This is a genomic window from Pseudomonas sp. MWU12-2037 (genome assembly GCF_023242345.1).
In the GTDB taxonomy this organism is placed as follows: domain Bacteria; phylum Pseudomonadota; class Gammaproteobacteria; order Pseudomonadales; family Pseudomonadaceae; genus Aquipseudomonas; species Aquipseudomonas gingeri_D.
On record NZ_JALLIZ010000028.1, the window covers coordinates 37,433 to 62,285 of the forward strand.

25 protein-coding genes are annotated in these 24,853 nt (G+C 61.4%); 14 read left to right on the forward strand and 11 right to left on the reverse strand.

Annotated features, from left to right (window positions below):
- Positions 1-57 precede the first annotated feature (57 nt).
- Both M5B42_RS30330 and M5B42_RS30335 read left to right on the forward strand, forming a co-directional pair.
- Entirely contained in the window at positions 58-618 is a 561-nt protein-coding gene (locus M5B42_RS30330; protein WP_248747903.1) for a hypothetical protein, read from the forward strand.
- A gap of 41 nt (positions 619-659) precedes the next feature.
- Positions 660-1,250 (forward strand): hypothetical protein, encoded by a 591-nt coding sequence (locus tag M5B42_RS30335; RefSeq protein WP_248747904.1) that lies wholly within the window; start codon positions 660-662, stop codon positions 1,248-1,250.
- 49 nt (positions 1,251-1,299) lie between these two features.
- On the opposite strand, the gene M5B42_RS30340 is transcribed toward M5B42_RS30335, so the two are convergent.
- From M5B42_RS30340 to M5B42_RS30360, 5 genes are all read right to left on the reverse strand, one after another.
- Positions 1,300-1,647 (reverse strand): hypothetical protein, encoded by a 348-nt coding sequence (locus M5B42_RS30340; RefSeq protein WP_152739583.1) that lies wholly within the window; start codon positions 1,645-1,647, stop codon positions 1,300-1,302.
- A 359-nt stretch (positions 1,648-2,006) separates the two neighbouring features.
- Positions 2,007-2,189: a hypothetical protein gene (locus tag M5B42_RS30345; protein ID WP_248747905.1), complete on the reverse strand. Its 183-nt coding sequence runs from the start codon at positions 2,187-2,189 to the stop codon at positions 2,007-2,009.
- 71 nt (positions 2,190-2,260) lie between these two features.
- Positions 2,261-3,637 carry a glycosyltransferase family 39 protein gene (locus M5B42_RS30350; protein ID WP_248747906.1) on the reverse strand — a complete coding sequence of 459 codons (1,377 nt, stop codon included), beginning with the start codon at positions 3,635-3,637 and terminating at the stop codon, positions 2,261-2,263.
- 458 nt (positions 3,638-4,095) lie between these two features.
- Positions 4,096-4,791 (reverse strand): fumarylacetoacetate hydrolase family protein, encoded by a 696-nt coding sequence (locus M5B42_RS30355; protein WP_177098897.1) that lies wholly within the window; start codon positions 4,789-4,791, stop codon positions 4,096-4,098.
- A 348-nt stretch (positions 4,792-5,139) separates the two neighbouring features.
- Entirely contained in the window at positions 5,140-5,451 is a 312-nt protein-coding gene (locus M5B42_RS30360) for a hypothetical protein (RefSeq protein WP_103499261.1), read from the reverse strand.
- Positions 5,452-6,148: 697 nt separating this feature from the next.
- Between M5B42_RS30360 and hemB the strand changes: the two genes are divergently transcribed.
- A complete protein-coding gene (hemB, locus tag M5B42_RS30365; RefSeq protein WP_103499260.1) occupies positions 6,149-7,123 on the forward strand; it encodes a porphobilinogen synthase in 975 nt (324 codons plus the stop codon).
- Between the two features lie 72 nt (positions 7,124-7,195).
- Here hemB and M5B42_RS30370 read toward each other — a convergent pair whose 3' ends face one another.
- Positions 7,196-7,732, reverse strand: a complete 537-nt coding sequence (locus tag M5B42_RS30370; protein ID WP_248747907.1) for a phage infection protein — start codon at positions 7,730-7,732, stop codon at positions 7,196-7,198.
- A gap of 224 nt (positions 7,733-7,956) precedes the next feature.
- Between M5B42_RS30370 and M5B42_RS30375 the strand changes: the two genes are divergently transcribed.
- Positions 7,957-8,799 (forward strand): PhzF family phenazine biosynthesis protein, encoded by an 843-nt coding sequence (locus tag M5B42_RS30375; RefSeq protein WP_248747908.1) that lies wholly within the window; start codon positions 7,957-7,959, stop codon positions 8,797-8,799.
- On the opposite strand, the gene M5B42_RS30380 is transcribed toward M5B42_RS30375, so the two are convergent.
- From M5B42_RS30380 to M5B42_RS30390, 3 genes are read right to left on the reverse strand one after another with little or no spacing between them, the layout of a single operon-like run.
- Positions 8,794-9,297 (reverse strand): NUDIX hydrolase, encoded by a 504-nt coding sequence (locus M5B42_RS30380; protein ID WP_103498746.1) that lies wholly within the window; start codon positions 9,295-9,297, stop codon positions 8,794-8,796. The genes M5B42_RS30375 and M5B42_RS30380 overlap by 6 nt on opposite strands.
- An 8-nt stretch (positions 9,298-9,305) precedes the next feature.
- Positions 9,306-10,022: an NUDIX hydrolase gene (locus M5B42_RS30385; protein WP_103498745.1), complete on the reverse strand. Its 717-nt coding sequence runs from the start codon at positions 10,020-10,022 to the stop codon at positions 9,306-9,308.
- A 1-nt stretch (position 10,023) separates the two neighbouring features.
- On the reverse strand, positions 10,024-10,569 hold the full coding sequence (locus tag M5B42_RS30390; protein ID WP_177098848.1) for an adenylyltransferase/cytidyltransferase family protein: 546 nt from the start codon (positions 10,567-10,569) through the stop codon (positions 10,024-10,026).
- 168 nt (positions 10,570-10,737) lie between these two features.
- Here M5B42_RS30390 and M5B42_RS30395 point away from each other — a divergent pair, with 168 nt between their 5' ends.
- Genes M5B42_RS30395 through nadE form a run of 3 tightly spaced genes read left to right on the forward strand, consistent with a single transcriptional unit; the run spans position 10,738 to position 13,453 of the window.
- Positions 10,738-11,391: an isochorismatase family protein gene (locus tag M5B42_RS30395; protein ID WP_152739578.1), complete on the forward strand. Its 654-nt coding sequence runs from the start codon at positions 10,738-10,740 to the stop codon at positions 11,389-11,391.
- A 3-nt stretch (positions 11,392-11,394) separates the two neighbouring features.
- Positions 11,395-12,624, forward strand: a complete 1,230-nt coding sequence (gene pncB / locus M5B42_RS30400) for a nicotinate phosphoribosyltransferase (protein ID WP_103498742.1) — start codon at positions 11,395-11,397, stop codon at positions 12,622-12,624.
- Position 12,625: 1 nt separating this feature from the next.
- Positions 12,626-13,453, forward strand: coding sequence for an ammonia-dependent NAD(+) synthetase (gene nadE, locus M5B42_RS30405; RefSeq protein ID WP_248747909.1), 828 nt, complete (start codon positions 12,626-12,628; stop codon positions 13,451-13,453).
- 7 nt (positions 13,454-13,460) lie between these two features.
- On the opposite strand, the gene M5B42_RS30410 is transcribed toward nadE, so the two are convergent.
- Complete coding sequence (locus M5B42_RS30410) at positions 13,461-14,057, reverse strand: NUDIX domain-containing protein (RefSeq protein WP_152739576.1); 597 nt, start codon at positions 14,055-14,057, stop codon at positions 13,461-13,463.
- Between the two features lie 43 nt (positions 14,058-14,100).
- On the reverse strand, positions 14,101-15,297 hold the full coding sequence (locus M5B42_RS30415) for an MFS transporter (protein ID WP_103498739.1): 1,197 nt from the start codon (positions 15,295-15,297) through the stop codon (positions 14,101-14,103).
- Between the two features lie 312 nt (positions 15,298-15,609).
- Here M5B42_RS30415 and M5B42_RS30420 point away from each other — a divergent pair, with 312 nt between their 5' ends.
- The 7 genes from M5B42_RS30420 to M5B42_RS30450 are packed head-to-tail and all read left to right on the forward strand — an operon-like array spanning position 15,610 to position 24,799.
- Complete coding sequence (locus M5B42_RS30420) at positions 15,610-16,401, forward strand: enoyl-CoA hydratase-related protein (RefSeq protein ID WP_152739574.1); 792 nt, start codon at positions 15,610-15,612, stop codon at positions 16,399-16,401.
- Positions 16,402-16,419: 18 nt separating this feature from the next.
- Positions 16,420-17,580: an acyl-CoA dehydrogenase family protein gene (locus tag M5B42_RS30425; RefSeq protein WP_152739573.1), complete on the forward strand. Its 1,161-nt coding sequence runs from the start codon at positions 16,420-16,422 to the stop codon at positions 17,578-17,580.
- Positions 17,581-17,598: 18 nt separating this feature from the next.
- A complete protein-coding gene (locus M5B42_RS30430; RefSeq protein ID WP_248747910.1) occupies positions 17,599-19,686 on the forward strand; it encodes an acetate--CoA ligase family protein in 2,088 nt (695 codons plus the stop codon).
- A 51-nt stretch (positions 19,687-19,737) separates the two neighbouring features.
- The gene (locus M5B42_RS30435) at positions 19,738-21,339 is read left to right on the forward strand and encodes an ABC transporter substrate-binding protein (protein ID WP_248747911.1); all 1,602 of its coding nucleotides are present in this window, start codon (positions 19,738-19,740) and stop codon (positions 21,337-21,339) included.
- A 14-nt stretch (positions 21,340-21,353) separates the two neighbouring features.
- The gene (locus M5B42_RS30440) at positions 21,354-22,313 is read left to right on the forward strand and encodes an ABC transporter permease (protein ID WP_103498734.1); all 960 of its coding nucleotides are present in this window, start codon (positions 21,354-21,356) and stop codon (positions 22,311-22,313) included.
- A 3-nt stretch (positions 22,314-22,316) separates the two neighbouring features.
- On the forward strand, positions 22,317-23,147 hold the full coding sequence (locus M5B42_RS30445) for an ABC transporter permease (protein WP_248747912.1): 831 nt from the start codon (positions 22,317-22,319) through the stop codon (positions 23,145-23,147).
- Positions 23,148-23,149: 2 nt separating this feature from the next.
- A complete protein-coding gene (locus M5B42_RS30450) occupies positions 23,150-24,799 on the forward strand; it encodes an ABC transporter ATP-binding protein (RefSeq protein ID WP_248747913.1) in 1,650 nt (549 codons plus the stop codon).
- Positions 24,800-24,853 lie beyond the last annotated feature (54 nt).

Here is a 24,853-nt window from a genome sequence, read left to right on the forward strand (position 1 = left end):
TCCTGAGATACCCTTGTCTGGCGGCAAGTATTTTTTAATAGTGTACATGGAGTGTTCATGAAAAAAACGTCACTGCTAATGTTGAGCCTGATTCTGATATTGCCTGGGTGTAAATCCAACGTCAGAGACTCTTCCCCCAGTTTGCTCAAGGACGGTATCCAACTGCGCCAGAACAAGGTGGCCGTCGATGCGCAGCACGCCAAGGTCATCATGAAAGCGTCGGGCGCCACCCACCCAGTAGAGTTTTCGATCAGGCGCGCAACGGATCCTGACCAGCGCATGGATGTACAGGGAACTGTAGTGGATACCGGTCGGGGCAAGGTGTTCGGCTGGATTGCCACGCTCAACGAAACGGTTAGCAGCGCAACTTTGAAGCGCTTCCCGCAGTTGGAGGTACAGGCCGACGCCGATCAACCGTTCGTGGTCTCGGGTTACGCCAGTGACGAGAGCATTGGGCGTATCTACCGATGTGGCCCGGTTAGAAGCACATTCACACCGGAGCGAAGCAAGGTCTATCTGGTGGAGTTTCAGTTTGTGGGTGACCGCTGTGAACAGCATGTCTACGATGTCACCCAGTCAGAGGTGCGTATTCCCGTGGCGAGCGTATCGGGCCTTTGAGTCCGATTTGAGAAACCAAAGGCTACCTCTCAAGGGAAATCATGCAGAGATTTTTTACCTGGGTCATAACCTTCTTCTCTGGTATTCGTTCGATTGTCCTCATCGTGTTCGGGATCGTCTTCCTGGTTTGTGCTGGCATGGGGCTTTACGATGCCGCCACGCTTTGGCAAGCGCGCGACTGGTCGTTGGTCGCGGCTCGCGTCGATCAATGTTCGATGAACATGCGCTACAGCAAACAGGACTCGTGGTGGGACGTCTCGGCTACGTTCAGCTATGGGGACGACTTCGCTCGCCACTATCAGGAAACCTGGACGCCGCCAGATACGCCGAGGTATAGCCGTCACCCCGATCCCGTTATCAGCCAGAGTGAGCAGAACGCGCTGACGAAACGATTTTGCGACAAGGCGGCAGCCGAGGGGCTGAGGGTGTCGCCAGACCATCCATGGATGGCTTGGAGAAGCGAAGCTGTCGCAACGGGAGAGTGGAAGGCGAATGTTGTGATGATCTCGGTGTGTGGCCTGGGTGCAGTGATTCTTATTGCCCTGGGCGTGTCGCTATGGCCGGGAAGGGAGGCGGCGGTGAAGCCAGCTACCCGGAAAAAACGACCTCAGGCGGCGAGGAAGAAGGTGTAAAAGGGTGCGGAACGGGAAGTACGGCTTCCCGTTCAACTACTCAGTCCTATCAGCCGCCGACGCTGATGCTCTGTCCATCAAGCACCGAGTCCATCTTCAACTGTGCCAGCTCAATCAGGTGCACCACACCCATCGCCACTTTGCGGTTCGAGCCGGTTTGGTTATCGGCGTGCTCATAGGCCGTGGCCGCAGCGGATTGCAGAATCGAATAGACGTTGACCAAGGCATCTTCCTGGTGTCTTGGGGCAGGTAGATGATCATGCAGCGCAGCGTTTGGTGCGGGCTTCGAACCAGCGTCCGGCCCGAGATTGTAGTGAGACAAAGCCCGGTCGGCGGCACGAGGGTCGATGGTTTCAACGTTGAGTGTCACAGGCGGATTGGGGGTGACCTTGAACATGGCAAAACTCCTTGGTAAGTGGAGTCGCCAGACATCGCTGCTAAACGGAATGGGTGGCGACTGTACGCGGGTTAGCAGACCGGTTACCAAGGGACCCGGCGCACTCGAAAGTGCCCCACGCACAGCCACCATAAAGAACAGCAGGCGCAAAAAAAACGCCGCTTGAACGGAAGGCGGCACTTGCGTGCCTCGGTAAAAACGAGCTGCTAAACCCGGTCACTGAATTGGCAGTGACGGAGTGAAGCCTAGCCATGAGATCAGGCGCAAACAAGCGGTCGGGATTTTCTAGGAAATTTCACTCAAGGGAAAGAGAGTTCTCTCGCTTGGCGCCCAATCGCCAGACAGTATCACCGCCGATGTCAGGCCTGCGTTGCATTACATTCGCCCTGGCGATCATCAAGGATGATACAGCCTGAGCCGTATCCTTTACTCAAGTACGGCAGGTTGGTGACGGTCGCGCCTGGTCGTGGATTGGTCTCAGTCAGTGGCGAGACATCGACCATTATCATCAACGTCGCGGGAAGCGCCGCCTCCCGTTCCATGACGGAGTCCTGTCAGGCGCCAGGGCTGATGGTGTGTCCGCTCAGCACCTGGGCTTACCCTCGGAGGGTTCTCACCAAAACCAATAGGGGAGAAACCTGGGTGTCGGCTCGTTCGCCAACTCGAGGTGATAAGTGATGGGGTTAAAGAAAAATGCATCCAGCAAGAGAAATGCTCCGACCCCGAACGACAGGGTAATCAGTTCACGATGCGGATGTCCGGACCAATATTTGATTAGCGTGTAACGGACGGCGGTAAGAGCAACAAAGCTACCGAGAATACCTGGATAGTTTGGTTGCAGTGGAGTCGTTGCATAAGCGTTATATATCAGTACTAGGAAGGCCAACCCCAATCCAACGGCGGGGAGCCCCAGGCAGAACCGCAGCAGCCAGTTTTTTGCTCTGAGAAATACGCCCGATTTATCGACAAAAATATAGGCGGCCAATAGCGAGATGGCTGGTGTGATTGAAAGTATATAGCGCGATTTTTTCGAGTTGGGAATGGTGAAGAGTATAAGCAGGGCAAGCAACCATGCGCTGAGATAAAGCAGCATGCCGTTGTCGAACTGTCGAGGCGCACAAAAGAATTGTCTGTGTTTTTTTACGATAACGATCAAGGCAAAAAATGCCGTGACACCGTAGACCAGCAATCCTCCGGTAAAATAGAAGTAATAGCGCGGCGAATGGTTGCTGGCGAAGCGCTCCAGCCCTTGCATCATCAATACATCTTGCATGAAAGCTGTGCCGCCTTGCAGGTAGGCGGCCCATGCCAGCAAGGCAGCACCTGAAATGAAAATCAGGCCAGAGATCAATGAAAATAAAAATACCCTGCGCCACTGCCTGCTCAGCAGATAATAAGACGCGACAACGATCGCCGGGCCGATCAGGCCAATAGGGCCGCGGAACATAAAACCCAGTGCCAACCCGACAAACACAAAAAACAGGCGCGATGGGTCTTTTTTCAAGTCTGCGGAGTAGGCCAGGTAGAAGCAGATCACCGTAAACAGCGCGGGATAGACGTCAAGCGCTAAAGAATTGACCCCATCCAGAAACGCCCAGGTGAACAGCGAAAAAAGGACACCATACAACCCCCATTTTCTCTCATGCAATGCCCCCAGTTTATAAATAAACACCAGCATCAAAGCCGCTGAAATACAGTAGGGTAAACCCATAGAAAGAATGGATATCCGACCAAAAGGTAAGGAGGTCAAATAAATCAGGAAGGTGTTTGCAATCGTATAGTCGGGATAAGGTTTCAAGTCTTCGGCAATAGGAAACAGCGTCACGCCGTGGTGGAGCATGTAGTCTGCAAAATCGACAAAGCGAGTTGTATAGTTAAGGATGGCGGCCTTGTATTGTAATCCCATGAAGATGATAAGTGTGGTAAAGAAAATACCCAGGCAGGGTCTTTCGGCAATCTGTCTTGTTAAGTGCCTGGTCAAGGCTTTCATAGGATGAGTGTCTCAAAGAATGAATGATGCAAGGGGCCCGTAAGATGTAGGATTAGTCGGCCAGTGATCAGGAAAAACGCTGCACCAAAGTGCCCTGTGCATGACCACCCTTAAAACGGAGGCCGAAAAAAAGCGCCTCGGAGAAGGTGGCACTGTGCGCCTGATCAGACAGCGGATGACTAAACTCGCTCACTGAATTGACAGTGACGGAGTGAAGCCTAGCGTTCAGATCAGGCGCAAACAAGTGCTTGGAGCGTTCTAGGAAATTTCATCGAAGGGAAAAGAAGTTCTCCCACTGATCATGAATGCCCTCGAGCCCAATGTGCTGTTTTGGGCGGGGTCTGCGGCAAGCGTACATGCCGGATCGAGTTCGTCAGTGAGTCATGACTGATGGTTGCATCTTGGATCGCTGGTTGCCGCCAGTGCCTTGATTGCGCTGGCGACATTCCGGTCGCCAATCAGCGTTGACCGATGGTCAGCTCGAACGTGGCGATCCCCTCGATCCCCGCGCTGATCCGGTCACCCGCCACCAGAGCACCGACGCCGGCCGGTGTGCCGGTGAAAATCAGGTCGCCAGCCTTGAGTTCTACCGAGCACGAGATATGGCTGATCACATCCGGCACCGACCATATCTGGTCCGCCAGATCGCCGCGCTGGCGTTCGACATCGTTGACCTTCAGCCAGATCGCGCCGCTTTGCGGATATCCCAGCGCAGTGGCGCGACGCAAGGCCGTGCAAGGCGCCGACTCGTCGAACCCCTTGGCCCAATCCCACGGCCGTCCGAGCTTCTTGGCCTGGGCCTGGATATCACGCCGCGTCAGGTCAAGACCGACGCCGTAACCCCAGACATGAGCGAGGGCGTCGTCCGGATCGATATCCGTACCACCTTCACCAATGGCTACCACCAGCTCGATCTCATGGTGCAGGTCCTCGGTCAGCGGTGGGTAGGCGATCACGCCGCTGGCCGGCACCACCGCATCGGCGGGCTTCATGAAGAAGAACGGCGGTTCGCGGTCCGGGTCGTGGCCCATTTCCCGGGCATGTTCGGAGTAGTTGCGGCCGACGCAGAACACCCGGCGAATCGGAAAGCGCGCGGACTCGCCTTCAACGGCCAGGGATGGGGTGGCAGGGGGGGCGAACACATAATCGCTCATGGTATTTCTCCTCGTTGGAATCGGGCCGTGGCGCTGTGGCCATGGCTCAAGTGTGGAGGAGTGGGGCGGCGGGAAATTGGACAAATCCAGCACGCTTCTGGATTTTGCACGGCAGTGGGGGGCCGTCGAGTCGCGCCTCCAGAAAGACAAAACCCGGCGATACAGCGACAGTGGAAACAGCGCGCTCTGAGAGCGATTTTCACCTTGGATATAGCGCATAAGAAAAATGCCCGTATCTTGCGATACGGGCATTTTCTTTAACCGGCCAGCAGATTGCTAGGTTTTCACACAGTCTGGATAGCCGGGTTTTGTGTGAGACGCCTTGCGCTACTCAGTTATAGCGAGTCTTCAGGCGCTCTTCGGCAGGGCGTGGTGAGCGGCCCATTCCGACTTCAGCGATTGCAGCACGCGAGCCATGAAGTCTTTGTCGGCTGCGGCTTTCTTGCCGACATAGCCCTGGCCCCGGCGGTACATCTTGATGCAGGCGAACAGCGCGGGCTGGGCCTGGCTGAAGGCGCGCTCGTCGGCGTAGGGCGAGCGAGGGTCGAGTTTCACGTCTCCGGTCTGGCTGATCCAGAGAATATGGTCGTCAAGGCTGTCTTTGCGCGATGCGAACAGGCCAGCCAGTTGATCGATAGTCGTTTGATTGTTCAGATTCATGTTAAAGCCCCTTTGACCACTCGTTAATCTGTCTGGTTTACGTGTGTATCGTTGCCAAGACGGCGAATTGCTGCGGTGCCGCACACGGACAATGGTGTCCGTCGAGTGTGGCGCCGGCCCTGGGCGCGATTTATGTAGCGGGGTTCAAACCCTGCTACACGCAACGTTTCAACGATAAGAAGCAACAGCGCGATCCTTAGAACGGCGCTGACGACAGTAACGAAGTCAGCCACAAGCATTTTGAGGACGTTAGGCCGGTGCTTCTCGCCCGTTGGGACGATCACGCCAGGTCAGCTTCATCAATCTGCCTTGTGGGCAGTACAGATCCGGAACAGCTCGACGGCTTGTCGAGCCTGTTGTAACAACAGCTTTTGCGGCGCTCCCGATCGGGGAGGCAGGTCCATCATGCAAGCGCGGAAAGAAGGCGTCAACCGTTTTGTAGTGAATATTTTTAAGCACTACATATTGCAAAATCGCGATTTCTTACAACTATGTAAAAGGGCCGGATGGACGAAATGTGACCGGTAAGTCTTGGTTTCACCGGTTTTACGGTCGTAGTCCATGAATTCAAGGGGCTTGCACTGTTGCAGCCTGCGTAACAGACCTTTCTTGATCTGCCGGTGTAAAACAGCGGGAGACTGGCCTAAGCTCGGTAGCTTCTGAATCCGTCTCTTTTGAATCAGCCTCGGGAAACACGATGTCACAGCTATTTCCGACGACGCGTTTGCGTCGCCTGCGTCGAAATGAAAGCCTGCGCGGTCTGTTCCAGGAAACCGAGTTCAGCCTCAATGACCTGGTATTGCCGATCTTCGTCGAGGAAGGTATCGACGATTTTGTGCCCATCACCAGCATGCCCGGTGTAATGCGGATCCCGGAAAAGAAACTGGCCAGCGAGATCGAGCGTTACGCTCGGGCCGGGATCAAGTCGGTGATGACCTTTGGTGTCTCCCACCATCTGGACGCGACGGGTAGCGACACCTGGAACGAAGAGGGCCTGGTGGCGCGCATGGTGCGTATCTGCAAGGACACGGCACCGGAAATGGTGGTGATGTCCGACACCTGTTTCTGCGAGTACACCTCCCATGGTCATTGCGGCGTGCTGCATGGCGACGCGGTCGACAACGATGCGACCCTGAAGAATCTCGGGCGCCAGGCGGTGGTAGCGGCACAGGCGGGAGCGGATTTCATCTCGCCGTCCGCGGCGATGGACGGCCAGGTCCAGGCCATTCGCAGTGCCCTGGACGCCGCCGGTTTTCTCGACACCTCGATCATGGCCTATTCGACCAAGTTCGCCTCGGCGCTCTATGGCCCGTTCCGCGAAGCGGGCGGTACGGCGCTCAAGGGCGACCGCAAGGCTTACCAGATGAATCCGATGAACCGGCGTGAGGCGGTGCGCGAGTCGCTGTTGGACGAGCAGGAAGGGGCCGATGTGCTGATGGTCAAGCCGGCCGGTGCCTACCTCGACATCATTCGCGATATCCGCGAAGCGTCGCGCCTGCCCCTGGCGGCGTATCAGGTCAGTGGCGAGTACGCGATGATCAAGTTCGGTGCCCAGGCCGGGGCCATTGACGAGCACCGTATCGTTCGCGAAAGCCTGGGTGCCATCAAGCGCGCCGGAGCGGACATTATTCTGAGTTACTTCGCGATGGACATTGCTCGCGACGGGATCTGACCCAGACAGCGCGCAAAGAAAAAGCCCGGCTGATAAGGCCGGGCTCTTGGCTGGATGCTGCGGTAACGCGACTCATGCACGATTCTGGATCAGACGGTCGGAACCACCTTCGGCAACGCGACGGTCGATCAGGCGATCAGAGCCACCTTCAGCTACACGACGGTCGATCAGACGATCAGAGCCACCTTCGGCTACACGACGGTCGATCAGACGATCAGAGCCACCTTCGGCTACACGACGGTCGATCAGACGATCAGAGCCACCTTCGGCTACACGACGGTCGATCAGACGATCAGAGCCACCTTCAGCTACACGACGGTCGATCAGACGATCAGAGCCACCTTCGGCTACGCGACGGTCGATCAGGCGATCAGAGCCACCTTCGGCTACGCGACGGTCGATCAGGCGATCAGAGCCACCTTCAGCTACACGACGGTCGATCAGGCGATCAGAACCACCTTCGGCTACACGACGATCGATCAGACGATCAGAGCCGCCTTCAGCGACTGCTTGTTGAGTGTGTGCGACCACGGGTTGAGCCGAGGATGCAGCAAAAGCGTTGACTGCCAGTACCGAGAAAGCGAGGCCGAGAAAGAGTTGGCGTTTCATGGTGGTGTGCTCCGGGTGTTATGTGTTGGGTATGGAGCCAAGGTTACGCGCCTGGATTTTTAAGAGAACTTCATTGGGTCGATGGTGACCATCGACGGTAATGATGTAGGAACACCGGCAGGTGTAGTGGCTGAAAATGGCCTGACTGTGTGGGTTCAAGAGTCGGGTTGTGTGATGAAATCCCAACACTGACCGCCGACCTTTTTCCACCAGGGAGCCCGACCATGAGCCAGCACGATTTCAAGCAACTGGATGTTTTCAGCCGCGAGTCATTCAAGGGCAATCCACTGGCTGTGGTCTTCGCCGCCGACCAACTGACCGATGAGCAGATGCAGGCCTTCGCAACCTGGACCAATCTCAGCGAAACCACCTTCCTGCAGGCGCCCCAGGATCCTCGGGCTGATTACCGGGTACGAATATTCACCACGATCAGGGAGTTGCCTTTCGCCGGTCACCCGACCCTGGGGTCCTGCCATGCCTGGTTGGAGGCCGGTGGCGTGCCCCGGGGCGAGGAGATCGTCCAGGAGTGCGGGATCGGCCTGGTACGGATTCGCCGCCGAGGCGATGACCTGGCCTTTATCGCACCTCCACTGCGTCGCGCAGGCCCCCTGGACGAGGCGTTGCGTGAGCGGGTTCGCCTCGGCCTGGGACTGGCTCCGGAGGAGGTGCTCGATGCCCAGTGGGTCGACAATGGCGTTGATTGGCTGGTGCTGATGCTGCCCGATCGGGCGCGGGTGCTGGCGGTAAAACCCGACTATGCCCAGTTGAAAGGATTGGCGGTGGGGCTGGTGGCGCCCTGGAACCCAGCACTGGATGGCGACGAATGTCAGTTCGAAGTGCGTGCTCTTATCGCCGGTGAGGGCATGTGTGAAGACCCCGCCACTGGCAGTCTGAACGCCGGTATTGCGCGTTGGCTGCTGGGAGAGGGGCGGGCACCGCAGTCGTATCGGGTCAGCCAGGGCACGGCGATGGGCCGTGCCGGGCGGATCAGTGTGGAGCAGGTGGGTGACGAAATCTGGGTCGGCGGTGCCGCCGTGACCTGCATCACCGGTAGCCTGAACCTATAAGGGTTGGGCGATCAGCATCATCGCCGCCGACAAGGTATGTCCGTCGGTAATCCTACCGGCGGCAATCATTGCCTTGAGTTCGGCCAGTGTGACGAACAGCACCTTGTCGACCTCGCCATCGGTGTCTTCCACCGCTTCGCCATCAATGTCCACCCGGCAGACGGCAACCGCACTGGCGATCAGTGAGGTGTTGCTGTGCAGCAGGCCCAGTTCCGTGACCTTCAGCGCCGGCCAGCCGGTTTCTTCCAGCAGTTCGCGGGCGGCGGCATCACAGGCGGTTTCACCGAGGTCGATGGCGCCACGGGGAAACTCGATCGATTGGGCGCCGATGGCCCGGCGTTGCAGCACCGCCAGCATCAGGCGACCATCCGGCAGGACGGGCACCGCGACCACGCCATTGATGGCCTGGGCTTCCTTGATGATGAAATAACCCCGCTCCTTGACCACATCGAAGTAGGGCGTGTGCAGCAGGCATTCGGATTCGGTGTCGGGCTTCATGCGTGGCATTACTCCAGAAAGCAGCGGTCGAACAGATAGAGCGCGTCAGGTTTGAGGTGTTCCAGGGTGGCTTGCGGACGGCCGCCATCACCCTGTTTCTTGCGCCCGGTTTCCCGCAGGTAGCCGGCTTCGGTCATCTTCAGCAAGCGTTGCCGGGTGCTGGTCTTGAGCACCGGACGCGCCAGTACCAGGGAAAAGATCGCGGTGGCTTCCGGGGCACTGAACTCGGTACCGAGGAACATCAGCGGCAGGCTGCTGTACAGCGATTTGGACAACAGCCGTTCCTGGGCTGCCGCCGCCAGTGCGTTGTGATCGAAGGGCAGGCGCACCGAAGCATCGGCGACGCTGTCGAGGGCGAACCAGGCCTGTTGCTCGTTCAGGGTCGGCTCTTCACTGACGATGGCCAGGTAGAAGGTCGAGGATGACCAGCAGCGCGGGTCGCGAAAGGCATCGCCCACGGTGCCCACCTGTTCGATCCAGGCCAGCGGCAGGTTGACCTTGTCGCTGGCGCGCAGGCGTTCCACCGCGTCGTCCAGGGTCAGGTCGGCCACCGCGCCGTTGACTACCACGCCCGGCAGGGCCCAATGGCCCTCGAAGGGATCGGCTTCACGTTTGTGCAGCAGGATCTGCAGGGCTTGGGAGTGACGGCAGTAGAACAGCACGCACAAGTCGACGGTGTGCAGGTAGTCGCTTTTCCTCGGTGCGGTGGGGGAACGGTCCGGCATATCAAGTCCTGTGTACGGCATAGAGCCCGTAGTCTACCGGATCCATGCCGGGTGCCATCCAGTGGGCGGGTAATGTTTCGCCCTGCGCCAGCCGTTCGCGCAGCAGTGTACTGCGCACGCCCGCTTGCTCCTCCACGCACAGCACCGAGAAACGTTCGAGCAATTGCGCCCCCAGATGGAAGTCCGGCAACTGCGCGGCGACATCGTGCCCGACCACCAGGGCGATCTGACGGGTGGGCAGGCCGGTCATCTCGGCCAGGGCGCAGAGCAACTCATAGCTGTAGATGGGCGCCTCGGTCTCCCGGGCCAATTGCTGCTCGATCCGGCACACCGAAATCGCCGACGAGCAGGCCGGACGCACCTGTTCGACGATCGCTCGCAGCCAGTCCAGGCGCCGCTCGTACTTGGCCATGTGCTTGCCATGGGGATGCCTGAAGGATGGCACCACCCATAGCGAGCGCGCGTGACGGGAGGCTTCGATCATCACCTGGGCGTGACCGGCGTGCGGGGGGTTGAAGGCGCCGCCGTAGATTGCGAGTTCGTACATGGTAGGGTCTCCTTTGTCTTAAAGGTACTCGTCATGTACTTATGTATCAAGTGACGGGCTCATGAAATAGATTGATTCAGAATAGATAATAGAGAAGTCAATGGCGTCGCGCTTGCATTGAAAGTACATGATGTGTACCTTTGTTTTATCGCCAAGGGAGAAACAGCCATGAATGCTCAAGTGATCAAGACCGCCGCCTTCGATGTCGACGCCCAGAAAGGCTTCACGCCACTCTGCCCGGATGAGCTGCCGGTGGTGGGCGGTCACCTGATCGGTGCCGAACTGAATTTCATGGCCTCGCTGGCCGATATCCGCATCGGCAGCAAGGACGCCCACAGTCCCCAGGCACCCTGGGTGGTGAGCTCCCACGAGCAGATGCTCAGGCCCACTGGCCTTGAGCATGCCGACCTGACCTGGGTCAGTCACTGCGTCCCCGGTACTGAAGGTTTCACGCTGCTCGATGAACTGCCGGCGCCCCAGGACTACGACTATTTTGTCTGGAAGGGCGTGGAGCCGGCACTGCACCCTTACGGCGCCTGCTTCCACGACCTCCAGCACAAACTCTCCACCGGCGTGATCGAGTACCTGAATGCCCGGCACGTCCGGCAGGTGATCGTCGGTGGCCTGGCCCTGGATTTCTGCGTCAAGACCACCGCGTTGCAGCTGGCGGGGGCGGGTTTCAAGGTCATCGTCTACCTGCCGGCCTGCCGTGCCCTCAGCGCTGACGGCGCGCAGCAGGCGGTCCACGACCTGCAACAGGCGCGTGTCGAGGTGGTCAACAGTCGCGAACAGCTGGCCCGTGCGGCGGGTCACAAGGAGTAAGTCATGGAAAGTGCATTCAACCGCGAAGGCGGCCTCATCCAGGGACTGCTGGACACCGACTACTACACCTTCACCATGATGCAGGCGGTGTTGCACCAGTACCCCAACGTCGAGGTGGAGTATCAGTTCATCGTGCGTTCCCGGGAGAAGCTCACGCACCTGATCCCCGAGCTGCGCCTGGAGCTGGAAAAACTCGCCGACCTGCAAATGCGCGACGGTGAACTGCGCTTCCTGTTCAACCGGCGTTTTCGCGAATACCTGACACCGGATTTCGAGCAGTTCCTCGGGTTGTTCCGGTTCAACCTGAGCTATATCCATGTCAGCGAAATCGACGGTCAGCTGAGCATCCGCGTCCGCGGCCCGATGCTGCACTGCATCATGTTCGAACAGCCGGTACTGGCCCTGGTCAGCGAGTTGCGCAACCGCGACAGATACCCGGACGTGGCGTTGGAAGATGTCAGCCGCAAGCTCTACCAGAAGTTCGAGTGGCTGGAGAAAAACCTCAGCCGCGAGGAACTGGCCGACCTGCGGGTCTCGGACTTCTCGACCCGTCGCCGGCTGTCGTTCCGTGCCCAGCGTGAGGTGGTGGATATCATGCGGCGGGATTTCCCTGGCGTGTTCGTCGGCACCAGCAATGCGCACCTGGCCTATGAGTTCGACCTTCCGCTGATCGGCACCATGGCCCACCAATGGCTGATGGTGCACCAGCAACTCGGCCGTCTGCGGGAAAGCCAGAATGCGGCGCTGGAGAACTGGGTACGCGAATACCGCGGACGTCTCGGCATCGCCCTGACCGACTGCATCAGCACCGATTTCTTCCTCAAGGATTTCGACCTGTATTTCGCCAAGCTCTACGATGGCCTGCGCCAGGACTCGGGCGATCCGATTGTCTGGGCCGACAAGGTGCTGGCGCGTTATGCACAGTTGGGGATCGATCCGATGACCAAGGACCTGATGTTTTCCGATGGCCTGAACTTCGAGAAGTGCCTGCCGATCCTGCGCCATATCCGCGGCAAGGCCCGCTTCGGTTTCGGCATGGGCACCAGCCTTGCCTGCGATGTCGATGGGGTCGAACCGCTGAGCATCGTGATGAAGCTGGTGCGGGTCCACGGCGAACCGGTGGTGAAGTTCTCCGATGACCCGGTGAAGAACGTTTGTGAAGACCCCTCGTTCCTGCGTTATGCGGCGCAGGTGTTCAACGTGACTGAATTCAACCAGAAACTGGAGGTGTGAGATGGGAACCGAGAATCAGGATCGTATTGCCAAGGTGCTTGGGGTGAACCGGCAGTTGGTACCGGGCGACGAGGCGGCGGAACTGGCTCGCCGCATCAACTTCATCAAGGCGCTGTTGAAGCGCTCCGGTTGCGAGGCGCTGGTGTTGGGGATCAGCGGCGGCGTCGACTCACTGACGGCGGGGCGGCTGTGTCAGTTGGCGGTGGAGCAGTTGCGGGAGGAGGGGGGGACGGCGCGCTTTATCGCCATGCGTTTGCCTTATCGGACCCAGGCTGACGAAAGCGATGCCCAGGCGTCCCTGGCCTTTATCCGGCCGGACCAGATCAACACCGCGAATATCTCGGCTTGTGTGGACGGGTTGATGGGCAGTCTTGAAATCGAGGACCAGGACGCGACACCGGCACAGGTGGATTTCGTCAAAGGCAATGTCAAGGCCCGGGCGCGGATGATGACCCAGTATGCCCTCGCCAACTTCGTCAACGGGCTGGTGGTCGGCACCGATCACGCCGCGGAGGCGCTGATGGGTTTTTTCACCAAGTTCGGTGACGGGGCCTGCGACCTGGCGCCCTTGTCCGGTTTGACCAAGGGCCAGGTGCGGCGGCTGGCCTTGGCCCTGGGGGCTCCCGAGCCACTGGTGTACAAGGAGCCGACAGCCGACCTTGAGGAGTTGGTGCCGGGCAGGCCGGACGAGCTCGCCTATGGTTGCACCTATGCCGAGATCGACGCCTACTTGCTGGGGCTGCCGGTGTCGGCGCGGGCCAGCGCGATCATCGAAGCCGCCTACGCCAGGACTGCGCACAAGCGGGCTTTGCCGTACTCGCCGGTGTGAGCCGGGGTCAGCGCGGGGTGTCGAGGGTCTTGTTCAAGGCTACATACTGCAACAGCATGATGGTCTTGGCATCGACGATTTCCCCACGCCGGACGGCTTGCAGTGCGTCGTCCAGGGACAACTCCAGCACTTCCAGGTCCTCGCCCTCGGCTTCCAGGCCGCCACCGTGGCTGACCTTGCTGTCGCCGTCGTATTCGCCGAGGAAGAAATGCAGTTTCTCGGTCACCGAGCCCGGGCTCATGAAGGCTTCGAAGATTTTTTCCACGTTCTGTACGCGGTAGCCGGTTTCTTCCTCGGCTTCGGCGCGGATGCGGTCTTCGGGTGAGGCGTTTTCCAGCAGGCCGGCGGCGGCTTCCACCAGCATGCCGTCGTGGCCGTTGACGAATACCGGGAAGCGGAATTGCCGGGTCAGCACCACGGTCTGTTTTTCGCGGTTGAACAGCAGGATGGTCGCGCCATTGCCGCGGTCGTAGGTCTCGCGACTTTGCCGCTGCCAGGTGCCGTCGCTGCGCAGGAAATCGAAGGTGGTTTTCTTCAGCAGGTACCAGTCGTCCGAGAGGACGGTGCTGTCGATGATGCGAACCCGGTCTTTCGTTGCGGTCATGATCCACGCCCTGTGGTGTGCAAAGAGCAGATCATACAAGATTCTATGCCAGCGCCGGCTGACGCTTCCGACGGCTCGCGACCATCAGGAAACTCAACAGCGCCACCAGCGGCATCGCGCTGCCCAGCGCCATGATCGCCAGCCAGCCGCCTTGCTCATACAACACGCTGGCCAGGGCCGAGCCGGTAGCGCCGCCGATGAAAATGCTGGTCATGTACAAGGCATTCAGGCGACCGCGGCTGGCTGCATCAAGGGCGTAGACGGAACGCTGCCCGAGCACCATGTTCATCTGCACCGCGAAGTCCAGCAACACGCCGGTCACCGCCAGGCCGATCACGCTATAGGCCGGATGAATCAGCGCCGGGGCAAAGCTCAGGGTTGCCAGCAACATCGCCAGCCAGGACGCCCGGTGTGTATGCCCGGCATCCGCCAGTCGACCCGCCATCGGCGCGGCGATGGCCCCCATCGCTCCGACCAGGGCAAACAAGGCGATCTGCGACTGCGACAAGCCATGGACCCGCGACAGCTCCAGGGGCACGGCGGTCCAGAACAGGCTGAAGGTGGCGAACATCAGGCCCTGGTACCAGGCGCGCTGACGCAGCACCGGTTGGTCGCGAAAGAGTTTCCCCAGCGACCCCAGCAGTTGCCCGTAGGTGGCGCTGTGGTTGGGCTGGCGCTTGGGCATGGTGGTGAGGATCACCAGCATGATGAACAGCATCAGCACGGCGGCGGCGATAAACACCGTGCGCCAGCCGAAGTGGTCGGCGATCACGCTGGACAGCGGCCGCGCCAGCAGGATACCCAGCAGCAGGCCGCCCATGATCCCGCCCACCACGCGCCCGCGTGATTCTTCAGGGGCCAGGTGCGCGGCCAGGGGAATCAGGATCTGCACCGATACCGAACTGAAGCCGATCAGCAGCGACACCACCAGGAACACACCGGGCTGGCGGGCCAGGCCGGCGGCCACCAGGCTGATCACAGCGATCAGCGCGGTGCCGATCATCAGCTTGCGGTTTTCCAGCAGATCACCCAGCGGCACCAGGAAAAACAGGCCCAGGGCGTAGCCGATCTGGGTCAGGGACACGATCAGGCTGGCGCTGTGGGCGGAAATACCGAGGTCCGGAGCGATGAGCTCGATGATCGGCTGGGCGTAGTAGATGTTGGCCACAATGGCGCCACAGCAGAAGGCGAACAACATCACCAGGGCTCGGGTCATCACGGGGGCGGGGTGGTTATTCATCGGCGAAGGCTCTGGAACGGACGGAACGCGAGTCTAGACATTGGCGGGCGGCGGTGTAAGAGGGTCACAGGCATAGTCGATATCAGCCATGTTGATTATTCGACGGCTATCAAGGGGAGTTGTTCGAAGATGTAACAACTTGCTCGCGGTCTTGCCTTCGATTTTATAAATCCCATTTTTAATCAATGACTTGCCCTTTAAGTCCGCACATCTGCGGATTTTCCCAAGAGATTGCGATGTTACTGAACACTTGTTTAGTATCGGCCGCAACGCTTCACCTCACGCTCAAAAACAATAAGACGAGGGCCCTTCATGACCTCCCACCCGACACTGCTTCACGCGGTCGAGGCCGGCATCGCCCGGATCACCCTCAACCGTCCCGAGCAGCGCAATGCGCTGGACATTCCCACCCTCAAGGCACTGATCGACCTGCTGGAACGCTTCGAAGCCGACCCGGCGGTGCGGGTGCTGGTGCTGACCGGCAGCGGCCGCAGCTTCTGCGCCGGCGCGGACCTGGCCGAATGGGCCGATGCCGAGCGCCGTGGAATCCTCGAAAGCTACGGCTGGACCGAAACCGCCCACCTCCTGATGAATCGCCTGCACAACTTCGCCAAGCCGACCATCGCCGCCATCAACGGCACGGCGGTGGGGGCCGGGATGGACCTGACCCTGTGCTGCGATTTTCGCCTGGCCGCGCAATCGGCGCGCTTCAAGGCCGGCTATACCAGCATGGCTTATTCGCCGGACGCCGGGGCCAGTTGGCACCTGCCACGCCTGATCGGTAGCGAGCAGGCCAAGCGCCTGCTGTTCCTCGACGAACTCTGGGGGGCCGACCGCGCCCTGGCCACCGGCCTGGTAAGCGAAGTCTGCGCCGATGAGCAGCTGGCATCCGCCGCCACCGAGCTGGCCGCCCGACTGGCGTCAGGCCCGACCTTCGCCTTTGCCCAGAGCAAAGTGCTGATCCGCGACGGCGCCCAGCGCAGCCTGGCCGAACAGCTCCAGGCCGAACAGGCCGCCGGCCTGCTCTGCGGTCGCAGCCGCGATGGTGCCGAGGCACTCCGGGCCGTGGTGGAAAAACGCGCCCCTCATTTTATCGGCCAGTAACCGAACAGCAGGTACCCCATGAATTTCCAACTGACCCAAGAGCAGGACATGCTGGTGGACGCCGTTCGCAGCTTTGTCGAGAAAGAACTGCTGCCCCATGAGGAAGCCGTTGACCGCGCCGACGCGGTGTCGCCGGAACTGGCCGCACAGATTCGCGCCAAGGCCATCGCGGCTGGCTTCTATGCCTTCAACATGCCGGAAGAAGTCGGTGGCGGTGGCCTCGACTACCTGTCCCAGGCGCTGATCGAGCGTGAGCTGTCAAAAGTGTCCTGGGCGCTGCATGTGTTTGTCGCGCGCCCGTCGAAGATCCTGATGGCCTGCACCGGGGCGCAGATCGAGGACTACTTGTTGCCCTGTGTGCGCGGTGAAAAGGTCGACTGTTTCGCCCTGACCGAGCCCGGCGCCGGCTCCGATGCCAATGCGATCAAGACCCGTGCGGTACGCGATGGCGATGATTTCGTCCTCAATGGCAGCAAGCATTTCATCAGCCATGCCGGGCACGCGGACTTCGCCATCGTCTTCGCGGTGACCGACACCTACGAACACAATGGCCGCCAGCGCAACGCCGTGACCTCGTTCCTGGTGGATCGCGACACTCCCGGCATGACCATCCGCCGTGGCCCGAGATGCGTCAGCAACCGCGGTTATCACACCAGCGAAATCTTCTTCGACGACTGCCGGGTCCCGGCGGCCAAGGTGCTGGGCGAGATCGGCAAGGGCTGGGACGTCGCCAATGCCTGGCTGACCGCCGGGCGGGTGATGGTCGCGGCCAACTGTGTCGGCCAGGCTCAGCGGGCGCTGGATGTGGCGTTGCAATGGTCGGCCGATCGCAAGCAGTTCGGCCAGGCCATTGGTACCTACCAGGGCATCTCTTTCAAGCTGGCGGACATGGCCACGGAAATCCGCGCCGCCGAACTGATGACCCTGCACACCGCCTGGAAAATGGACCAGGGCACCATGACCGACGGCGAGGCCGGTATGGCCAAGCTGTTCGCCAGCGAAGTACTGGGCCGCGCCGCCGACGAAGCGGTGCAGATTTTTGGCGGCATGGGCCTGATGGACGAAGGGCCGGTGGAGCGGATCTGGCGCAATGCGCGGATCGAGCGGATCTGGGAAGGCACCTCGGAAATCCAGCGCCATATCATTTCCCGCGAACTGCTGCGGCCGCTGCTGCGCTGATCGGACCAGGAGAACACTATGTCCATCAGAGACAACCTCAAGCGCCTGCTTGCGCCGCGTCACCTGGCCTTCGTGGGTGGGCGCAGCATGGCTCGGGCGTTCAAGCGCTGTGCCGACGGCGGTTTCCAGGGCCAGATGTGGTTGGTCAATCCGCAGCATGCCGAACTCGACGGAATTCCCTGCGTGGCGTCGGTTGCGCAGTTGCCCTGTGGACCGGACGCGGTGTTTATCGCTACCAACCGCGAACTGACCCTGGCCTGTGTCGCCGAACTGGCAACCAAGGGCGCGGGCGGGGCGATCTGCTATGCCTCCGGCTTTGCCGAAACCGGCGAAGCGGGGCAGGCCCTGCAGGAACAATTGCTGCAGGCGGCGGGCGAGATGGCGTTGCTCGGGCCCAACTGTTATGGCTTGCTCGACTATCTGCACAATGTTGCCCTGTGGCCGGTGGCCCACGGCGGCAAGGCGGTGGAGAAGGGCGTGGCGGTGCTGACCCAGAGCGGCAACTTCGCCTACAACCTGTCCATGAGCGACCGCTCCTTGCCCCTGGCCTATATGGCTTCGGTGGGCAATCAGGCGCAGTTGGGCGTGGCCGAATTGATGGACGTGCTGCTCGACGAGCCACGGGTCACCGCCATCGGCCTGCACCTGGAAGGGTTGAAGAATGTCCAGGGTTTTGCCCGGGCGGCGTACAAGGCGCTGGAGAAAGGTATTCCGGTGATCGCCCTGAAAACCGGGGTGTCGCAGATCGGTGCCGAGCTGGCCCTCAGTCACACCAGCTCCCTGGCCGGTTCCGATGCGCTGTACGACAGCCTGTTCGCGCGTCTCGGGGTGATTCGGGTCAGTGGCCCGGTGAGTTTTGTCGAAACCCTCAAGGCGGCGGCCTGCGGTCATTTGCCGGCGGGTCCGAGCCTGACCGGGTTGGCCTGCTCCGGCGGTGATGCGGGGCTGATCGCCGACTACGCCGAGCGTAATGGCCTGACCTTGCCCACCCTGGACGAAGACCAGCGCGGCGAACTGGCGCAGGTGTTGCCCAGCTACGCCAACCTGGTCAATCCGCTGGACTTCACCACGGCGATCTGGGGCGACCGTGACGCCCTGGCAAAGATGCTCGAAACGGCCTTGCGTACCCCGTCCGATGCCGCCTTGCTGGTGCTCGATTATCCGGCGCAGTTTACCGGCGAGCGCAAGGAATGCGATCTCCTGCTGGAGCTGTATTGCGAGTGCCTGGAGCGGCATGGCAAGAGCGGTTTCGTTGCCTCGGCCTTTCCCGAGTTATTGCCGGCCCATGCCCGCGAACGTCTGCACGCCCACGGCGTACCGGCGTTGCAAGGGGTGGAAGACGGGCTGGCGGCCTGGGGCCGGATCGCTCATTACCGCCAGCGGCGCGAGGCCTTGTTGTATGGCGGTGAGGCGGCGTTGTTGCCGGTATGCCCGGATGCTGTGCTGGGTAGCGGACGGCTGCTGGATGAGTGGCAGTCCAAGCAGGCTCTGCGGCCCTTCGGCCTGCCGTTGCCCGAGGGTCAGTTGTGTCGGCCGGAGCAGGCGTTGGTCGAGGCCCGCAGCCTGGGTTACCCGCTGGTGCTCAAGGTGGTCAGTGCCGATTTGCCGCACAAGACCGAGGCCGGTGGTGTCGCCCTTAACCTCAAGGACGAGGTGGCGTTGCAGGCGGCGCTCGAGACCATGCGCGGCAACCTGGCCCGACAGGCGCCGGAGCTCGCTTTCAATCAGGTGTTGCTGGAGCGCATGGCCGCGCCACCGTTGGCGGAACTGATCGTCGGCGTCAAGCGCGAAGCCGGTTTCGGCCTGGCGCTGGTGATCGGCGCCGGGGGGATTCTGGTGGAGTTGCTCAAGGACAGCTGCAGCCTGCTGCTGCCGACCACCGACCAGGCCATTCACCAGGCGTTGCTGGGCTTGCGTTGCGCACCGCTGCTGACCGGTTTTCGCGGTGGCCCCGCGGTGGATATGCCGGCTCTGGTCAAGGCGATTCGCGCGGTGGCGGATTACGCCTGCGAGAACGCCGGGCCATTGCTGGAACTGGATGTGAATCCGCTGCTGGTCAACGCCGAGGGCGCGGTGGCGGTGGATGCGTTGATCCGTTTGGCCTAATACCGCATCAGTAAACGAACCCTTTTCCCGCAACGTAACAGGGGCAATTCGATGAGCGATAATAACAACAAGATTCCTCAGTTTTCCCACGGCCTTTCACTGGAGCGCCGCGACTTCCTCAAGCTCGGCGCTGTGGCCGGGCTGGCCGGCGCTGCCGTTTCCATGGGCTTCCCGCTCAGCGCCTGGGCCGCCGACGCCACGCCAAAACCCGGCGGAACCCTGCGCCTGGGGCTGGCCGGCGGCAGCACCTCCGACTCCTACGATCCCGGTTCCTGGAGCGACACCTTCACCTTCGTCGGCTTCTCGGCGATCTACAACACCCTGGTGGAAATCGCCGTGGACGGTTCCGCCATCCCGGAGCTGGCCGAAAGCTGGGAGTCCTCGCCGGATGCCAGGATCTGGACCTTCAAACTGCGCCCAGGGGTGCAATTCCACAACGGCAAGCCTCTTGCCGTCGAAGATGTGATCGCCTCGATCCAGCATCACCTCGGTGAGAAGTCCACCTCCGCGGCCAAGACCGTGCTCGGTGAAGTGGTCGCGGTACGCGCCGCCGGCAACGACAGCGTGGCCTTCGAACTGCATTCGGGCAATGCCGACTTCCCCTATGTGGTCGCCGACTATCACCTGGTGATCATGCCCGCCAAGGACGGCCTGGCCGACTGGCGCGCCGGCGTCGGCACCAGCGGTTATCGCCTCAAGTCCTTCGAGCCCGGCGTGCGCATGGCCCTGGAGCGCAACCCCGGTTATTGGAAAACCGGTCGCGCGCATTTCGACGCGGCGGAATTGCTGGCCATCTCCGATGGCGCGGCGCGGGTCAACGCACTGATCACCGGGCAGGTCGATGTGATCAACAAGGTCGACCTGAAGACCGTCGGCCTGCTCAAGCGCAACCCGAACATGGTCATCGAGGAAACCAAGGGCGCCCAGCAGTACACCTTCCCGATGCTCTGCGACAGCGATGCGTTCAAGAACAACGATATCCGTATGGCGATGAAACACGGTATCGACCGTGAAGTGCTGCTCTCCTCGGTGCTCAAGGGCTATGGCGCGGTGGGCAACGACCATCCGATCCAGCCCGGCAGCCGCTTCCTCAATACCCAACTGCCACAGCGCAAATACGACCCCGACCAGGCTAGGTTCTACCTGCGCAAGGCCGGGGTGGATTCGCTCAAGGTCCGTCTGCAAGCCAGCGATGCGGCGTATTCCGGGGCGGTGGACGCGTCGGTGCTGTTCAAGGAACAGGCCAGGGCGGGCGGCATCGATATCGATGTGGTACGCGAGCCGGCGGACGGATTCTTCTCCAATGTCTGGAACAAACAGCCATTCACCACCTCGTTCTGGTACAGCAGCCTGACCGCCGACCGCATGTTCAGCATCGGTTACGCCAAGGGCGCGGCCTGGAACGAATCCCATTGGGACAACCCGCGCTTCAACGTCCTGCTCAACCAGGCCCGGGGCGAACTCAACGACCCGTTGCGGCGCGAGATGTACAACGAAATGCAGGCGATCTGCCGCGACGATTGCGGCTCGATCATCCCGTTGTTCGCCAGCTCCGTGGCGGCGCGCTCGACCCGTGTAGCCCACGGCGGGCTCACCGCACCCTATGGCGAACTGGACGGCCTGCGGTTGATCGAGCGCTGGTGGCAGGCCTGAGGCGGGAGCGCGAGATGAACAGTATTCTGAAACTGCTCTCCCAGCGCCTGGCGCTGGGGCTGCTGTCGTTGTTCGCGGTGTCGGTGATCATCTTCCTGGCGGTGGGGTTGCTGCCGGGGGATATCGCCCAGGCCATGCTCGGGCAGTCGGCAACCCCTGAGACCCTGGCGGCGTTCCGCACCCAACTGGGCCTGGACCAACCGCCATTCTGGCGTTTCGTGCATTGGGTCGGGCATCTCCTGCGGGGCGACCTGGGCACTTCGCTGGCCAACCAGCGGCCCATCGCCGAACTGGTCGGCGGTCGCCTGGGCAACACCCTGTGCCTGGCCGGCCTGGCGGCGCTGGTGTCGGTGCCTCTGGCGCTGTTGCTGGGGATGCTCGCCGCGTTGTACCGCAATTCGTGGTTCGACCGGCTGCTCAATAGCGTGGCCCTGAGTGCGGTGTCGTTCCCCGAGTTCTTCGTCGCCTACCTGCTGATCCTGCTGTTCTCGGTCAAGCTGGGCTGGTTGCCGAGCCTGTCGAACCTGCCGCCGGATGCCTCCTTCGGCATGCTCCTGGAGCGCTCGGTGCTACCGGTAGCGACCCTGAGCCTGGTGGTGGTCGCGCAGATGATGCGCATGACCCGCGCCGCGCTGATCAACCTGCTGGCCAGCCCCTATATCGAAATGGCCCGGCTCAAGGGTATCAGCCAGGGCCGGATCATCTTTCGCCATGCCTTGCCCAATGCCCTGGCCCCCATCGTCAACGTGGTCGCGCTGAACCTGGCGTACCTGGTGGTGGGTGTGGTGGTGGTCGAAGTGGTGTTCGTCTATCCGGGCCTGGGGCAGTTGCTGGTGGACTCGGTGGCCAAGCGCGATATCCCGGTGGTCCAGGCCTGCAGCCTGATCTTCGCCGCGACCTACATCGTGCTCAACACCCTGGCCGACGTGCTGTCCATCGCCAGCAACCCACGCCTGATGCATCCGAAGGGGTAGCCCATGAAATCCGTGTTCAAAGAGCTGATCCACGCGCCCTGGAGTGCGAAATTCGGGTTCTGCGTGATTGTCCTGTATGTCGCGGTGGCGCTATTGGCCCCGCACCTGGCGCCTTATGGAGAAACCCAGGTGGTCGGCGATGGCTTCGCCGCCTGGGGCGCGCAGTTCCCGCTGGGCACCGACAACCTCGGGCGCGACATGCTCAGCCGCCTGCTCTATGGCGCGCGCAATACCGTGGGCATGGCCTTTCTCACTACCGCGCTGGCGTTCCTGGTGGGCGGCCTGGCCGGCCTGATCGCGGCGCTCAAGGGCGGTTGGGTCGATATGGGCCTGTCGCGGCTGGTGGATATCCTTATGGCGATTCCGCAACTGATCTTCGCCTTGCTGATCCTCAGCGTGGTGGGCACCACCGCGACCTCGCTGGTGCTGGTGATCGCGCTGCTGGATTCGACCCGGGTATTCCGCCTGGCGCGGGCGGTGGCGATGAACGTGGTGGTCCAGGACTTTGTCGAGGCGGCCCGGCTGCGAGGCGAGGGCACGCTCTGGCTGGTGACCCGGGAGATCCTGCCCAACGCCGCGGCGCCGCTGATCGCCGAGTTCGGCCTGCGCTTCTGCTTCGTTTTCCTGTTTATCAGTGCGCTGTCGTTTCTCGGCCTGGGCATCCAGCCGCCGACCGCCGACTGGGGCAGCATGGTGCGCGACAACGCGGTGCTGATCACCTTCGGCGACCTCACGCCCTTGCTCCCGGCACTGGCGGTGGCATTGCTCACGGTGGGGGTCAATTTTGTCGTCGACTGGATGCTCTATCGCTCCAGCGGGCTGAAGGAATGTTGAGCATGAATGAAGCGAACCCGAGTTTGTTGCAGATCCGCGACCTGCATATCGAAGGGCACTACGACGATGCCTGGCATCCATTGGTGCAGGGCATCGACCTGAGTCTGGCCCGGGGCGAAGTGCTGGGCCTGATCGGTGAATCCGGCGCGGGCAAGTCGACCCTGGGCCTGGCCGCCATGGGGTATACCCGCGACGGTTGCCTGATCACCGGCGGCTCGATTCATTTCGACGGACAGGACCTGCGTCAGTGTTCCGCCGAGGCCTTGCGCAAACTGCGCGGCCTGCGCATCGCCTATGTGGCGCAGAGCGCGGCGGCCTCGTTCAATCCGGCGCAGCGGCTGATCGACCAGCAGGTGGAAACCGCCGTGATCAATGGCGGGATGAAGCGTGCCGAGGCCGAGGCCCAGGCGGTGGAACTCTATCGAGTGTTGCGTCTGCCAAACCCGGAAAGCATCGGCCGGCGTTATCCGCACCAGGTCTCCGGCGGCCAGTTGCAACGGGCGATGACCGCCATGGCCATGGCCTGCCAGCCGGACCTGATCATCTTCGACGAGCCGACCACGGCCCTTGACGTCACCACCCAGATCGAAGTGCTGGCGGCGATTCGCGATGCGGTGAAGCGCTTCGGCATGGCGGCGATCTACATCACCCACGACCTGGCGGTGGTCTCGCAGATGGCCGACCGGATCATGGTGTTGCGCCATGGCAAGTTGGTGGAAGAGGCGGCGACCCGGCAAATGCTCCAGGCGCCGACCGAGGACTACACCAAGTCGCTGTGGGCGGTGCGTTGTTTCCGCACCGAGCCCAAGGGCCGGCCGGAGCAGGGCGGGCCTTTGCTCGAAGTGCGCAATGCCTCGGCCAGCTACAGCCGGCAGCCGGTGCTGCACGATATCTCGATGCGTCTCTATCGGGGCCAGACCCTGGCGGTGATCGGCGAGTCGGGCAGCGGCAAGAGCACCACGGCACGGCTGATTACCGGCCTGTTGCAACCGAGCAGCGGGCAGGTGTTGTTCGACGGTGAAGTGTTGCCGGCTGATTATCGCCACCGTAGCAAGGCGCAATTGCGCAGTATCCAGATGATCTACCAGATCCCCGACACGGCCCTCAATCCGCGCCAGCGCATCGTCGACATTATCGGCCGGCCGCTGGCGTTCTACCTGGGGCTCAAGGGCAAGGCCCTGCGCCAGCGGGTGGCCGAGTTGCTGGAGATGATCGAGCTCGACCCGGGAAAGTTCATGGAGCGGCTGCCGTCGGAGCTGTCCGGCGGGCAGAAGCAGCGGGTCTGTATCGCCCGGGCCCTGGCGGCGGAGCCGCAGGTGATCATTTGCGATGAGGTGACTTCGGCGTTGGACCAATTGGTGGCCGAGGGCATCCTCAAGTTGCTGGATCGGGTGCAGCGGCAGTTGGGCGTGTCCTACCTGTTTATCACCCACGATGTGGCGACGGTGCGGGCGATTGCCGATGAGGTGGTGGTGATGCAGCGCGGGAAGGTGGTCGACGCCGGCTCGCGGGACGTGATCTTCACGCCGCCACACCGCGACTACACCGGCCTGCTGTTTTCCTCGGAGCCGGAGATGGACCCGGATTGGCTGGACCGGATCCGGCTGCAGAGGGCCACCATCGCCGCTCCATTTGAAGCACAACCCCTGTAGGAGCCGGCTTGCTGGCGATGGGGCCCGTGAGGCTTGCAGCGCCTGATCGGCCGC

Excerpts from the sequence above, each read along its gene's own strand:
- M5B42_RS30410 (WP_152739576.1), bottom strand. The coding sequence starts at position 14,057 with ATGACCGCAACGAAAGACCGGGTTCGCATCATCGACAGCACCGTCCTC.
- M5B42_RS30375 (WP_248747908.1), top strand. The coding sequence starts at position 7,957 with ATGAGCCAGCACGATTTCAAGCAACTGGATGTTTTCAGCCGCGAGTCA.
- M5B42_RS30340 (WP_152739583.1), bottom strand. The coding sequence starts at position 1,647 with ATGTTCAAGGTCACCCCCAATCCGCCTGTGACACTCAACGTTGAAACC.
- M5B42_RS30355 (WP_177098897.1), bottom strand. The coding sequence starts at position 4,791 with ATGAGCGATTATGTGTTCGCCCCCCCTGCCACCCCATCCCTGGCCGTT.
- M5B42_RS30430 (WP_248747910.1), top strand. The coding sequence starts at position 17,599 with ATGTCCATCAGAGACAACCTCAAGCGCCTGCTTGCGCCGCGTCACCTG.
- M5B42_RS30435 (WP_248747911.1), top strand. The coding sequence starts at position 19,738 with ATGAGCGATAATAACAACAAGATTCCTCAGTTTTCCCACGGCCTTTCA.
- M5B42_RS30395 (WP_152739578.1), top strand. The coding sequence starts at position 10,738 with ATGAATGCTCAAGTGATCAAGACCGCCGCCTTCGATGTCGACGCCCAG.
- M5B42_RS30450 (WP_248747913.1), top strand. The coding sequence starts at position 23,150 with ATGAATGAAGCGAACCCGAGTTTGTTGCAGATCCGCGACCTGCATATC.
- M5B42_RS30385 (WP_103498745.1), bottom strand. The coding sequence starts at position 10,022 with ATGCCGGACCGTTCCCCCACCGCACCGAGGAAAAGCGACTACCTGCAC.
- M5B42_RS30360 (WP_103499261.1), bottom strand. The coding sequence starts at position 5,451 with ATGAATCTGAACAATCAAACGACTATCGATCAACTGGCTGGCCTGTTC.
- M5B42_RS30350 (WP_248747906.1), bottom strand. The coding sequence starts at position 3,637 with ATGAAAGCCTTGACCAGGCACTTAACAAGACAGATTGCCGAAAGACCC.
- M5B42_RS30425 (WP_152739573.1), top strand. The coding sequence starts at position 16,420 with ATGAATTTCCAACTGACCCAAGAGCAGGACATGCTGGTGGACGCCGTT.
- M5B42_RS30335 (WP_248747904.1), top strand. The coding sequence starts at position 660 with ATGCAGAGATTTTTTACCTGGGTCATAACCTTCTTCTCTGGTATTCGT.
- M5B42_RS30440 (WP_103498734.1), top strand. The coding sequence starts at position 21,354 with ATGAACAGTATTCTGAAACTGCTCTCCCAGCGCCTGGCGCTGGGGCTG.
- nadE (WP_248747909.1), top strand. The coding sequence starts at position 12,626 with ATGGGAACCGAGAATCAGGATCGTATTGCCAAGGTGCTTGGGGTGAAC.
- M5B42_RS30370 (WP_248747907.1), bottom strand. The coding sequence starts at position 7,732 with ATGAAACGCCAACTCTTTCTCGGCCTCGCTTTCTCGGTACTGGCAGTC.
- hemB (WP_103499260.1), top strand. The coding sequence starts at position 6,149 with ATGTCACAGCTATTTCCGACGACGCGTTTGCGTCGCCTGCGTCGAAAT.
- M5B42_RS30380 (WP_103498746.1), bottom strand. The coding sequence starts at position 9,297 with ATGAAGCCCGACACCGAATCCGAATGCCTGCTGCACACGCCCTACTTC.
- M5B42_RS30330 (WP_248747903.1), top strand. The coding sequence starts at position 58 with ATGAAAAAAACGTCACTGCTAATGTTGAGCCTGATTCTGATATTGCCT.
- M5B42_RS30345 (WP_248747905.1), bottom strand. The coding sequence starts at position 2,189 with ATGGAACGGGAGGCGGCGCTTCCCGCGACGTTGATGATAATGGTCGAT.
- M5B42_RS30445 (WP_248747912.1), top strand. The coding sequence starts at position 22,317 with ATGAAATCCGTGTTCAAAGAGCTGATCCACGCGCCCTGGAGTGCGAAA.
- M5B42_RS30420 (WP_152739574.1), top strand. The coding sequence starts at position 15,610 with ATGACCTCCCACCCGACACTGCTTCACGCGGTCGAGGCCGGCATCGCC.
- pncB (WP_103498742.1), top strand. The coding sequence starts at position 11,395 with ATGGAAAGTGCATTCAACCGCGAAGGCGGCCTCATCCAGGGACTGCTG.
- M5B42_RS30390 (WP_177098848.1), bottom strand. The coding sequence starts at position 10,569 with ATGTACGAACTCGCAATCTACGGCGGCGCCTTCAACCCCCCGCACGCC.
- M5B42_RS30415 (WP_103498739.1), bottom strand. The coding sequence starts at position 15,297 with ATGAATAACCACCCCGCCCCCGTGATGACCCGAGCCCTGGTGATGTTG.